Annotated in this window: 15 protein-coding genes; 10 read left to right on the forward strand and 5 right to left on the reverse strand. The window is 45.2% G+C overall.

The genetic code is table 11. The features are described from left to right. Positions 1-66 precede the first annotated feature (66 nt). From HNQ57_RS18295 to HNQ57_RS17425, 4 genes are all read right to left on the reverse strand, one after another. Positions 67-261: a type IIL restriction-modification enzyme MmeI gene (locus HNQ57_RS18295; RefSeq protein ID WP_420825312.1), complete on the reverse strand. Its 195-nt coding sequence runs from the start codon at positions 259-261 to the stop codon at positions 67-69. Between the two features lie 6 nt (positions 262-267). Beyond that, on the reverse strand, positions 268-1,050 hold the full coding sequence (locus tag HNQ57_RS17415) for a hypothetical protein (protein ID WP_184465171.1): 783 nt from the start codon (positions 1,048-1,050) through the stop codon (positions 268-270). A gap of 663 nt (positions 1,051-1,713) precedes the next feature. Further along, positions 1,714-2,955, reverse strand: a complete 1,242-nt coding sequence (locus HNQ57_RS17420; protein ID WP_226968182.1) for a replication initiation protein — start codon at positions 2,953-2,955, stop codon at positions 1,714-1,716. Positions 2,956-3,191: 236 nt separating this feature from the next. Continuing rightward, positions 3,192-3,434 (reverse strand): plasmid replication protein RepB, encoded by a 243-nt coding sequence (locus HNQ57_RS17425; RefSeq protein ID WP_184465173.1) that lies wholly within the window; start codon positions 3,432-3,434, stop codon positions 3,192-3,194. 225 nt (positions 3,435-3,659) lie between these two features. Here HNQ57_RS17425 and HNQ57_RS17430 point away from each other — a divergent pair, with 225 nt between their 5' ends. The 9 genes from HNQ57_RS17430 to HNQ57_RS17470 all read left to right on the forward strand — a co-directional run bounded on the left by HNQ57_RS17430 (position 3,660) and on the right by HNQ57_RS17470 (position 10,855). After that, positions 3,660-4,289, forward strand: coding sequence for an AAA family ATPase (locus tag HNQ57_RS17430; RefSeq protein ID WP_184465175.1), 630 nt, complete (start codon positions 3,660-3,662; stop codon positions 4,287-4,289). Further along, entirely contained in the window at positions 4,289-4,585 is a 297-nt protein-coding gene (locus tag HNQ57_RS17435; RefSeq protein WP_184465177.1) for a hypothetical protein, read from the forward strand. The genes HNQ57_RS17430 and HNQ57_RS17435 overlap by 1 nt, the downstream gene beginning before the upstream one ends. Next, positions 4,585-5,043 (forward strand): thermonuclease family protein, encoded by a 459-nt coding sequence (locus HNQ57_RS17440; protein ID WP_338114515.1) that lies wholly within the window; start codon positions 4,585-4,587, stop codon positions 5,041-5,043. The genes HNQ57_RS17435 and HNQ57_RS17440 overlap by 1 nt, the downstream gene beginning before the upstream one ends. Before the next feature lie 750 nt (positions 5,044-5,793). Next, positions 5,794-5,988: a carbon storage regulator gene (locus HNQ57_RS17445; RefSeq protein WP_184465179.1), complete on the forward strand. Its 195-nt coding sequence runs from the start codon at positions 5,794-5,796 to the stop codon at positions 5,986-5,988. Between the two features lie 295 nt (positions 5,989-6,283). After that, a complete protein-coding gene (locus HNQ57_RS17450) occupies positions 6,284-6,838 on the forward strand; it encodes a recombinase family protein (RefSeq protein WP_184465181.1) in 555 nt (184 codons plus the stop codon). Between the two features lie 48 nt (positions 6,839-6,886). Continuing rightward, complete coding sequence (locus HNQ57_RS17455) at positions 6,887-8,671, forward strand: HsdM family class I SAM-dependent methyltransferase (RefSeq protein ID WP_184465183.1); 1,785 nt, start codon at positions 6,887-6,889, stop codon at positions 8,669-8,671. Continuing rightward, positions 8,668-9,765, forward strand: coding sequence for a BsuBI/PstI family type II restriction endonuclease (locus tag HNQ57_RS17460; RefSeq protein ID WP_184465185.1), 1,098 nt, complete (start codon positions 8,668-8,670; stop codon positions 9,763-9,765). The genes HNQ57_RS17455 and HNQ57_RS17460 overlap by 4 nt, the downstream gene beginning before the upstream one ends. A gap of 447 nt (positions 9,766-10,212) precedes the next feature. Then, the gene (locus HNQ57_RS17465; protein ID WP_184465187.1) at positions 10,213-10,563 is read left to right on the forward strand and encodes a type II toxin-antitoxin system RelE/ParE family toxin; all 351 of its coding nucleotides are present in this window, start codon (positions 10,213-10,215) and stop codon (positions 10,561-10,563) included. Positions 10,564-10,567: 4 nt separating this feature from the next. Continuing rightward, positions 10,568-10,855 carry an XRE family transcriptional regulator gene (locus tag HNQ57_RS17470; protein ID WP_184465189.1) on the forward strand — a complete coding sequence of 96 codons (288 nt, stop codon included), beginning with the start codon at positions 10,568-10,570 and terminating at the stop codon, positions 10,853-10,855. 270 nt (positions 10,856-11,125) lie between these two features. Here HNQ57_RS17470 and HNQ57_RS17475 read toward each other — a convergent pair whose 3' ends face one another. Continuing rightward, positions 11,126-11,371, reverse strand: coding sequence for a hypothetical protein (locus tag HNQ57_RS17475; RefSeq protein WP_184465191.1), 246 nt, complete (start codon positions 11,369-11,371; stop codon positions 11,126-11,128). Between the two features lie 314 nt (positions 11,372-11,685). Between HNQ57_RS17475 and HNQ57_RS17480 the strand changes: the two genes are divergently transcribed. Next, a partial coding sequence (locus HNQ57_RS17480) for an SH3 domain-containing protein (protein WP_184465193.1) occupies positions 11,686-12,595 on the forward strand: 910 nt, incomplete at its 3' end.

The following is a 12,595-nucleotide window of genomic DNA, read 5'->3' on the forward strand; positions in this document are numbered from 1 at the left end:
GTAGCTCTCAGCCTGGGTGGGTGCATACCAACCACCTAGTCAGAAGTCCTGACTAATATTCAAGAACTACACAGCAGCTTTCTTGCGTGCCTTCGGTTTTTTCTTTTCAACAGGCAGTAAAGAAGCGATCTTCTGGTACAGCTCAAACAGAAACGCCACCCTTTCCGCCTCAGTATCCCAGCTCTTTTTTCCACAGCTAGGTACATAAGCCGCATCCACGGCTCGGTCGAGCGTCTTATAATCCCTTACATACCGCCACATTAATTTTCAGAATAGCTCCATACCATTGAACTCAAAATATGCCATTACCTCTTTTGGAGGAATCTCATCATCGTCATCTTTTAACCTAAACCAAATTTTCTTTTTAACCATCAACCTAAGAAATAGAGCTTCAAGGTTTTCCGCAACTTTTTTAGATTCGCAAAAATAATATACTTTCACATACCTATTTTTCTTAATATTCGATAAGTGGCCTCCAATAATTTGCACATATCTCTCAGGAGATTTCCGGCTTCGCTCTACTTCTACTGCTACCGAAACAAAGTTTTCATTATCAATAGGAAAACTTACAACACCATCAGGATATACAGACCAACGTTTTGGATGACCTTTCCGTTCATTTTGAGCAGGTAGTAATCGGGTTGGAGTCCAATCTTCACAATCTAGGTCTATCTCAAAATATTGACTACACCGTTGAACATCTAACGTATGGGCAATGGTCACCGGCGACACACTACCAACCCTATGATGACGTAAACTCACTGTAGCTACATCCTCAGGACTAAGACCTTCTAATACACCATTAGATGTAATACCCCATAAAGGCAACGCCCTACCCTTGATAAATGACACTTCGTCTTTAACTAATAATTTCTTCCGTTCCATACGATTTAATACATTAAGAGCTGCTCGGTTCCCTATACCCATTTCAACCGCAAGAATAGCTGTCGAGCTATAAATTTCCCTCCTCAAAAAATCCAGTACCCATTCTTCTTTCTCCGCAGCCCTTTGTTTTCGCTCAGCAGGATCTGCAATCAAGTGCTCAATCATTTAAAAATACTCCTTTTAAATATTCATGTCGCAGCTGAATAGACTTCTTTGCCTGAAGGCACATCACCCCAAAGTGATTGCCGTAAGGCTGGGGGGAGCCGCTTATCAAAAATCGACCCCAGTCGATTTAGTACACCCCAGTGTACGGTTGGTAAGTGGGGGGCGTAGCCCAGCGCGTCGGACAGCGGCCGACAACCCGCTTTGAGGGGCGACGTTCAGGAGCGCACGGAATGTAGGCTTACCGGATCGGGTTCCCTGGCTAATTGCAAAATTAGACGAGGGCCGGTAAGCCGAAGTGGAGGGCCGAAGTTGCCATGTTGCAAGCGGACGCGGCACATGAAAACTGAAGCCCGCAAAGCGGGTTGTCGGGCGTAGCCAGACGCGCCCTAGCAATCGTAATGCAGCGTCCAGCGCAATGGAGTGCGCAGCCCATGAAATGGGCGAAGAGGTTGTTTGGTGGGGCGTCCAGCCACTCCAAATAACCAATCTTTTGACGTTGCTGGCAACATGCACGAATATTCACCTCGTTCCGTACCCTCGTACCTAAATCAAGTACGAAAAGGAGGATACAAAGATAGGTACGAGTAAACAAGCTTTTTTCCGATCGGAAAAAACGTTCAAAATTTACCATCCTCTAACCTGAAAATCAGCATCAAACTAAACCTATGATGAATCAGGTGGATCATACCCAGAAACATCAAGATCCAATTCACAAGAATCCAAGAAATCGCCACCTAACAACCCAACGCCTAAAACAATACCACTGCCCCTGCGGGGAGCTGATATCTGATGTGCAGCATACTTAACACTTGTTTGAAGAGCCGAAACCCCGCGCAAAGGAACGATATTGGACGGTGATGGAGATAGCGCCTCTTCCAGAATATGCCGGTACTTAGCTATCGTTTGCCGAGACAACCCTGACGCTCTTGCCACGACCGCCTGAGAGAGTCTGTCACCCCTTTTGAGCAGCGATCGACACACAGCCCTTATCTTTGATTCTGTGCCTCGCTGGCGCGCTTGGTGCGTGTGCTCGGCAGCTAGCCGCTGCCGCTCATTGAGCGGCAATGACTTATCCAGCCGCATTACTCCTCGATGACACTGACTGCTACCTTGGTACCTATCCCACGTCCAGCGAGCCACAGACTTAACCGTAGCGTTCACCTGAGCTACGCTCAGGTTCATAGCAAAGCCCCGCAACCGGTAGTTATTTTTGTTGTAGGCGTAAGCTTCCAGCAGGCGGATAAAAGACTGGTATGCCCCCTGCTCTTTCTCACGAGTTACGATGGAATAAGCGTAAAACCGCAATTCTTCAAACAGCAGGCAATGGCGGGAGTGCGATACCACATCAAGATCGGGGCCAACGCTCCAACGAGGCTTAACGGCTAAATCTACGTGATCGGCTAGCTCACCTAACTCATACTCAGTGGTATGGATTTCCCACGTTGACCACCAAGGGTGCCCTGGTGTTTTAGCGACCGGCCCACTATAGGCTGGATCAGCGTTTAACCGCGCAGCCATCGCCTCATAAACGGCCTTCATGTACTGAATAGGTTTAGATCGAGCATTCTCGGATGTACAGACTGGCACGATGGCGTAGAACAGATGCGAATGGCCGCTATTACGGTCACTCACTACCATATTTGGCGCTGGGAGGTTTTCATCCTCCCAAATAAGGGCATTGGAATGATCTAGATCGAAGACAAGCCAACTCACCATATTAGGTCGGTTGACTTGCATATACGGATGACGAATAGCGTACTCACGCGGCCTAACAATAGCTGCGGTTTTGTTATCGCTACAGCGAGGCAAGTACGGTGCCTCCAAGAGCAATCGGTTTAGTGCAGTACCTGATTGGTAATAGCGATCAACGGCCTGCGTTGCCGGCCCTATTGGTACTGATCCCACTCTATTGATCCCATTGGCTTTTCCTACATCCATTTGCGCCAAGGGAAGCTACTTCCATCAAAACACTACTCATTGATGCCTCAAAAACAGGCAACATGATTTGCGGTGATGGGTTCTTGCGTATATTATAAATACACAAGGGCTTCCCAAGCCTGAGTATTGAATGTTGTCTTGAGCGCCAACTCCTCAACATTCAACCGAATTTAAGACCCAGCCTTGTGCTGGGTTTTTCTTTTTTAGCTTTCGTTAAACTCTACAGTCACACTCCTGAAGCCAATGTCCTGGGCATCTGATAAAGCACCATTAAGCCGCTTATAAACCTTGTCATTTTCTGTTCTAGCTTTCGTGATTCGCTCTTGGTTTCCATTAGCTTTTTGAAAGACCAACATCCAACGGTCACGTTCCATAGGAGCAGGAATGATAGTTGCTGTACGCAACAACCCTTCTTGAAACATCTGCCGTAGCATTCTGATTTCCACTCGCAACCCTTAATAAATAACAAAGTTCAAACGCACCACGCCATCACAAAAGTATACTATCCTGCTCATGTTTAGCAATACCCATGCTCTACAGATTATTAATATGCTTGTTTTGGTACTAAAACAGTACTACATTAGTACCTAGCTAATTTAGTACCAAATTAACACTATATTAGTACTAAATGGGCACTAAAACGGCACCAAAATTACACAGGAATGGTACCAATGATCGTACTTATAGGCAGTCAAAAAGGTGGTTGCGGCAAATCCACCACAGCGGTAAATATATGCGCGGAATTGGCAAAAAATGGTCATGACGTAGTACTAGTTGACGCCGACCGACAATGTACCGCCGCTAATTGGGCGCTAGATCGTACCTCCAATGAAAGTCTTCCGACTGTTCATTGTGTCCAGAAATACGAAAACATCCGCGACACATTGTTAGATCTCGACAAACGATATGGCTACGTTATCGTCGATGCCGCTGGCCGTGATAGTCGAGAGCTACGCACAGGTATGACGGCAGCACATTGCTTAATCGTGCCCTTCCGACCTTCTCAGCCGGATCTAGACACCCTCCCCAACCTACAAGAAATCATCACTCAAGCCAAAGACTTGAATTCAAAACTGATCGTCTATGGCTTGATCACAATGGCCCCGACAAACCCCGTTATTCATGAAGCAGAAGAGGCCCGTGAATACCTTCAGGACTACCCCGAAATAAAGTTACTCGACACTATCATTAGAGACCGCAAGGTCTATCGCGATGCGATGAGCGAGGGTATGGGCGTTGTCGAAATGAACAATCCCAAAGCAACTGAAGAAATCCAAGGAATAATGAAGGAGGTGTTCTGATGGTTAAGCGCCGCACCCCCCTGGCTACAGCCACACCACGGCAAGAACCGAGCGCAGAGCAAATCGAAGCGTTTGCATCCGGCGTCGATGGCGGCACCAAACAACTGACAACCGTAGAGCCTGACAAAAGCCTTAGCCCAAAAGCCAGCAGAGACTATAAAGCCATTCGCGTGCCGTTCAATAAATATGAGTTTGAAGCGCTAGGGATACTCGCAACAAAGACCGGTCGATCCAAACTTAACACCATCAGGCACGCGCTTCTCAGGCTTGCCGACGAAGAATCCGAGCAGTCATAGTGGTACCATTAAGGAGCCTTTTTGGTACTATTTTGGTACTACATTTATTCTGGTCATCGATTGCGTCTGCCGGTACACAAGGCTACGGTAATGTTGTCGTTGATACAGTGACAACCATCTACGATGGTGACACTTTCAGGGCTACGATAAACGATTGGCCACCGATCATTGGCAAAAACATCCCTATCAGAGTCAACGGCATCGACACCCCAGAAATGAGAGGAGGGTGCAGGGAAGAGATCGAACAAGCCAGGAAAGCAAAACAGGAAGCCGTGGCGATGATCCGTGCAGCAAAGGTCGTTGAGCTTAGAAATATTAATAGAGATAAGTATTTTCGGATCGTTGCCGATGTGTACTTAGACGGTAAAAGCCTAGGCGATTCCTTGATAGGGAAGGGCTTAGCTAAGACTTATGATGGAGGGAAAAAGGAAAAGTGGTGCCTATTTAGTACCAAATAAGTACAACTTTTTTGGCACTAAATCATTACATAATGAATTAGCTGAGTGTTATTCAAACTAGCCTAATTAGGCAGACAAACAAAAGAGCAGCTAATCGAAACACTATGTGTGCCATTAGATATGACACCTGCTGAAAATATGGCATCGCCTTTAGGCTCATAACTCACCAAGCAATTTTGTTGGGCAACGCTGCCAAGGGTCTGGAAACCAGAAAAAGCACAAAATTTGAAGTGCTGGTTATGTACTACAGCCGATAACCGGACACTGCATTGAGTGGGATCGTTATAACCACTATCCATAAACTTGAGCCCTACCTCCCTCGGGAAATAACCCTGTTCTTGTAATATGCAGGTATTCGATGCTTTAGTGCTAGGATCAACGCTCATATTGAGATTAATCGGTGACCCGGCAAAACTAAACGCAGTTGAGAACAAGAAGACAGCAGCACTAAGCCTAGGTAAAGACATCGAAATTTCCTTATCGAATGATAGTAATAGCTATTGAGACCAATTCATTTCAATACAACTGAAATGAATTGCTATATTACGACCAATTTAGATTTTTCAGAACTAACAATATCGTCTTCTATATAAGGATTACGGAAAAAATCATCAACTCTAATTCTTACTATCTAAAAAAAGAAGATAGAAGCAAAATTAGGGCTAGATATACAAAGTCATCTCCGCACTTAGCCTCTCCCAATGTTAGACTCGGGTGATCATGGATAGATCAATATAAAGGATAAAGGACATGTTGAAACTCACGCGTAAACCAGGCGAATCAATCCATATCGGCGGCGACGCCATCGTCTACATTGATCGCATCGATGGCGGCAAAGTAAAAGTGTCGATCGATGCGCCAGATGATGTGCTCATTTTGAGAGGCGAGCTAACTGATGCCACTCCTCCTTTAATGCATGTAGATTATGTAGAGGACGATTACTAACCGCACTAGTCGCTGCAGCGACTGGGACAGGTGGTGTTTAAGAAACACCCCTAGCAGTGACTTTGCCTCGCCTTTCGCTAATAAGTATTGGCCTGACCGGTTAATGAACCAAAGTGTACAGCATGACCTCCGCATCCATTTCACCGCTTTTACTTAATCCCTCGCAATAAAACCACCGTTTTCTATACGCCCTAATAGAGGCCAATTTCGCTAGCGAAATTGGCCTCTATCGCGATCAAAAACCCGTATAATAATCAACGTACAATAAACCAACCTTTTGTATACAGGTAAAAGCATGATCATCGGCTATGCCAGAGTCTCTACGACTGATCAGAACACAACACTGCAAACCGACGCATTAACTGATGCCGGTGTAGAAAAGATTTACGAAGAGACACTATCTGGGACTTCAAAAGAACGACCGGAGCTGACAAAGTGCCTAGATACCCTCAGGCAAGGTGACACCTTAATGGTTTGGCGTCTCGACAGGCTTGGTCGAAGCCTGAAAGACCTAGTAGCGATCATCTCCGAACTTGAAGAAAGAGGCATCGGATTTCAATCGATAAACGAAGCAATTGACACCACGACCGCAGGAGGAAAGCTAATTTTCCATATCTTCGGTTCATTAGCCGAATTTGAGAGGTCATTAATTCAAGAACGAACTAAGGCGGGTTTAGCCGCTGCCAGAGCCAGGGGCCGGAAAGGCGGTAGACCACTAGCATTGACAGAACAGCAAACGAAGAAAGCTCACGCGATGCTCAGAGACCCCACGATCACCAAGACTGAAGTGGCCAAACACTTCAACGTCACAAGAGCCACCTTAAATACTTCCCTAAAGAGAGTGCTATAGAGAAGTAGGCACTTTAAAATAAAACCACAGGAGAAATAGGAAACAATAATGAGAACTGCTCTTGCCTTACAGGATGTAACACAGCTCAATAATCCACTTGTGCGCTACCATGCCTGCAAGGCGATGGCTAAGGGTTTTGCAAACTCGCGCACCTCGGATGAACAGCGTACCCAGGATGCTCGGGTTTTTTGTGCCGCTATAATTGATTCGTACTGGCACACCCTCTGCAAACGCTACAAATCTAGAATGAAGCCTAAAAGCTCCCCATATATTATGCAGGAAATCGAGCCAGATGCTCTGCTACTGGCGGCAGAAACGGGGGAGTTGATAGCACAGTTTCCAGTGGAAGATGCTGGGTACCTAATTGGTTCAATTTATACGGTAATGTTACCCAGCTCTTTACGCTCTAGCTTGGGAGCGTATTACACACCTCCTCCGCTGGTTTCCAGACTGCTGGATCTAGCCGAAAAAGCTGGCTTTGATTTTAAAAAGGGTACAGCCATTGATCCTGCATGTGGTGGAGGTGCTTTCCTAGCTCCAGTTGCCATGAGAATGATTAAAAGTATGCCTAAAGCGTCCGCTGAATGGACACTAAAGCGCATTAGTCAAAGACTGCGCGGAATCGAAATTGACCCCTTCGCAGCTTGGATGAGCTGTGTCATCCTAGAAGCGTCTATCCTTCCATTGTGTATTGAAGCTAAAAGGCGACTGCCAAACCTTGTTACCGTTGGAAATGCACTTAACGTGTCCGATATGGGCACTTTTGATCTAGTAATTGGTAACCCCCCCTACGGACGGACAAAACTCTCTCTGGAAATGCGGGACACCTATTCTCGATCATTGTACGGCCATGCGAATCTATATGGTTTGTTTACAGACTTGGCTCTGCGACTTGCAGCAGATAATGGCGTTGTTGCTTACCTTACCCCCACGTCATTCCTAGGCGGGCAATATTTCAAATCGCTACGGGAGTTGCTGACCTCCGAAACGACAATAAAGTACATCGACTTCATCTCTGACCGAAATGGCGTCTTTGATGATGTGCTTCAAGAAACCTTGCTAACCACCTACAAAAAAGAAAGAAGTAACCAATCCGCCAATATATCGCTGGTTATGCCACAAGGATTAAATTCCGCAAAGGTTGAAAAAATTGGTAACGTTAAAATCCCTAAGTCGGGAGAGCCTTGGGTACTCCCTCGCGGCACCGCTGAGGCAAAGTTTATCGCCAACCTAGCAAAAATGCCCACGCGCCTGATCGACCTTGGCTACAGAGTATCGACTGGCCAGCTTGTGTGGAACCGACACAAAGATCAGCTTCGCTCAATGCCTTCAAAAAACACCCTGCCATTAATCTGGGCAGAGTCAGTAACATCTGAAGGCTTTAAGTTCAGTGCTACTCGACGAAATCATGTTCCGTATATTGCGCTCTCGGCTAAAAAGCCACACCTAGTAACACGTAAGTCCTGTATTCTTCTGCAGCGTACTACCGCAAAAGAGCAAGTCCGCCGCTTAATTCCCGCCTTACTGCCACAGAATTTCTTAGATGAGCATGGCGGAGTTGTTGTAGAAAACCATCTCAACATAATTCACTGTGATAACTTATCCGCAGCAGTTAGTCCAAAAACCATTTGCGCCTTACTCAACACTGAAGCAGCAGACAGAGCATTTCGTGGTATCAGTGGAAGCGTCGCTGTATCTGCTTATGAGGTGAATGCACTACCCCTGCCAACCGTTGACCAAATTTTAAAACTAGAAAAGTTAATTAATCGTGGATGCCATAAAGCAACGATAGAGCGGAAGGTGTCAGAATTCTATGGAGAAAAAACAACGTGATATTTCCGGAAGTACCATCGTTAGCTTTGATCGCTGAAAGACTCCCCAAAATCTTCCCTGAAGGTACAGAGCATAGAAATTATCTCATCCGAGAAATGGCGGCTAAAACCCTTTATGTCATGTTTTATGCTGGAGCCATCGAGGGATCTGATCTTTGGGTGCGTCCAAGCCAGATCACAGATATGACAGATGATCAGGCTCAGCTAATTGATATAGAAAGCAGGAAAGCATGGGTAAAAATGATGCTTTCCAATAAGAAAAAGAAATCCGAAAACCCGTGGTATGCTGCAAATAGTCGAGAGCCTATACGGGATGAAACCATCCGAACAGGATTAATTCCACTACAAGCCGTAATAGTTCGCCAAGGCATACCCACTACTTCATCAAAACCTACTTATGCTCTGCAAAAAGAATTTACAGAACTTTTTGCTATTAGTCTTAACGGTGATGGCCTCAATTCAGCAATTGAGCTATGGCAGAAAAGGCACCTTTCAAAAGCCGCGATCACTCGGCTGAAACTGATGAAGAGCTATGGCTCAGATGACTTCGAATCTATACAAATAACGTTTCCAGATGGCGCAATACGCAAGCTGGAACCTGGACCATCCAGCCTTATATCCAAGGCTGTTATAGAGGAGTTCGCACCAAGATTCCTTAAAAAACCGAAAGTCCTTTGGTTATCTGAATCAGGAAACAAGGTTGTGGCCCAGGACGAAGCTCTGGCCCAAGCTCTAGGCCTTAAAATAGACCCCTCAAGGGCACTTCCCGACATTATCCTTGTTGACCTAGGTAATGACAGTACCGGTCTTGAAATGCTAGTTTTGTTCACGGAGGTTGTCGCATCTGACGGCCCCATTAATCGCCAAAGGAAAGAAATCTTAACTACTCTTGCTACAGAAGCAGGATTTGATCCTGAACACCTAGCGTTTTTAACTGCATTTATTGATCGAAGCTCACAACCTTTCAAGAAGTCTATCTCCGAACTGGCATGGGGATCTTATGCCTGGTTCTCTTCTGAACCAGATTATATTATTGACCTCAGAGAGCATGACGAGTCCGTGAAGCTTACATCTCTAACCAAACGAAAAAAATAGATTCCCTTGGCGACCGTGAGGCGCTGCCCCACACCCCGCAATCAGCCGTGATTGATCCTCGGGAACATGGCCGGCGCTGCGCTTGTTCATGCCCCTCAGATCGAGGCTCCAAACCCCCAGCCTGTCAAGTGTAAAGCCTACGGCCCATGCATTCTCCCGTTCAGACTCCCTCGCTTTGCTCAGTCCCTTAGCTGCGGCCTCATACCTGGCACTGGACAGACCATCAAAATAGTGAGCTTTACATTTAATAAAATCGAACACAAAATATTGTTACCGGCTAAGGTATACATCTTGACCGCTAAGGCAGCTCACCACTGCCTTAGCTATTCCTACTCACGATATTTTCACCCACACATCTGAACAAGATTTGGCGATTTCGCTAGCGAGATTTGCTAAATAATCTATTGAAAACCCTTGCAATAAGTACCTTTTTTGGTACAATAGAGCATGAAAAAGATAAGCGCCCATTTTTTTAAAACAGACAGCGGCAATCAGCCAGTAAAGGAATGGCTATTGATGCTTGGCGACCCTGACAAGAAAATTATCGGACAGGACATTAAGTCCATTGAATTTGGCTGGCCTCGGGATTATCAACCACCGACTTTGGTAAAGAATCTCCACGGCAAGGTGAACGAGGTACGCTCTAATATCAGTGACGGCCGGATAGCACGGGTGCTATTCGCAGTGATAGACCAGAAAATGGTGTTACTTCATGGATTTGTTAAGAAGTCCCAAAAGACACCAAAAGCGGATTTGGATTTAGCCAAATCTAGGTTGAGAGACTATGAGAGAGGATAGTCACATGGAAAAAAGCAAACACTTGGGCAGCAGCTTTGATAGCTTCCTTGAAAGCGAGGGAATTCTTGAAGAGGTTGAAGCGGTAGCGATCAAGCGGGTGCTGGCTGCGGAAGTTAGCCAGTATCTTGACCTTAATCAGGTCAAGAAAACCGTCTTTGCAAGACGGATCAACACTAGCCGCAGCCAGTTGGATCGCCTGCTTGATAGCGAAAACCCCAGCGTCACCCTGCAAACAATGGTGAAGGCAGCGCGGGGCATAGGTAAGAAACTCGAATTGAAGTTGGCTTCTTGAGTCCTGAAGGTTATAACAAAATAATCCCCTTTGGCGATTTCGCTAGCGAAATTTGTCAAATGATCTATTTAAGATAAACTGAAAATTCACTTTATGAGGAGAAACAAGGATGTTGATCTCAACAAGCATCACCAAAATTTGAAATTGCGTGTGCATTGAACCTAGTAGATTCTCTGAGGCAGTTTGATAGTGCACTTAACGCACTCAATTCCCTGTTTATAAAGGACAGGAATTTAAAAAATATAATAGCTTGCTGAGAGAGACTAAGCCTTAAACAAGCTTGGTTCCATAGTGGTATTCTAGGCCAACAAGATTCGTTTGAGCGCCTACAGATGTTTCTTCGGGCTCCCACGTACCATATTCAACGTCTTGTACCCCAGTTTCAATCTTCACTTGATTCTGCTGGTCTGTAAGGTTCTTCATTCTAGTGTTGAAGCGCCTTTCTTGTGGTGTGTTTTTATCAATCCATACCAAGACAGGCACGACAAAAAACAGTGAAATTAATAAAACCCCCATAACAAGATTTCCTTCCTGTGGTAATCAGACAATGTAGCTCAAGAGGAAACTATAAGCTTACGCACACATTTACACAAATTAATCTGAACGAAGCGACTGTGGGTGTTCAGAGGGGCACAGCCCCTTTGATCCCAGCGAAGCGGAAATTAGTGCCCTCAATATATTCTACCGACTGACTCACACTCTGCCCATACACTTAGACTCACGAACAAAAACGACATCATCTACCGAATCGTTCAGATGGCTGAAATTTTAGACAAAGGCGCTAAAAAGGATCACTTTATGATCTGATATTACTCCGAAAAGGATTTCTCATGTCAGACAATATAGAGATGTTGCGACGCATTCTTGCTGAACAAAAAAAAATAACCGATCTCGTTCAACGAGCATCACCAAAATTTGAGATAGAGCGTGCATTGGCCTTAGTAGATCCTATGAGGCAATTTCACGACCAAAACGTATTTTATAGCAATATTGAAAAAGCCGTAGAAGCTGCAAAAAACCCAATAGCCCACTATTTCCAAGATGACGACTTCCAGAAAATTATAAACGGGCAGTCCGTCGCATTAGAGGTCGAAAAAGCTCAGCGAATGCTGGAGGAACAGCGTGCGCTGTTGAATTCTGCTTATGAGGTTGTTAAACAAACTGGGAACCAAGCATCCGAGCTTTTCACTTCCATAAGAAACCCTATCGACGAAATTATTCGATTTCATCAAAGCCATGATTACGAACGCATTACAGAGCTTACTTATAAAGAAATTAGCAGCTTCGTTGACCCTTTATACGAACGATTCAGAGATATAACTAGCTACATTAATGAGTTAGAGGAAGAAATAATCAACGCCCCTGATAAAAAGGGTGGAAGACGGTCTCCAAAAGAAATAGCTAAGTGGTTAATTGTAATTAGTTTAGCGCTAAATAACGTCGAGCAAATAGTGGACATATGGGGGTCATTCCAAAACCAACAAGGGACTAACACAACACTGTCCATAGATCTAAAAGGCAAAGGAAAAATCTTATTCGAGCAGCGTCAGGTTATATCTCAGAAGATAGGTCATGCTGTATCTGACGAATTTTACTCTGCAATAACAACAACTAAAGTTAAGTTACGATCAGGCCCGTCTACAAACAACGACAAACTTACCACCCTCCCCCCAAGAACCCACTTCCTTGTGACAGGAGAAAATGGGGAGTGGGCATCCGGCTTCGCTTCTTTAGAAGATG

The sequence above is a fragment of the Zhongshania antarctica genome, assembly GCF_014202945.1.
GTDB lineage: Bacteria > Pseudomonadota > Gammaproteobacteria > Pseudomonadales > Spongiibacteraceae > Spongiibacter > Spongiibacter antarcticus.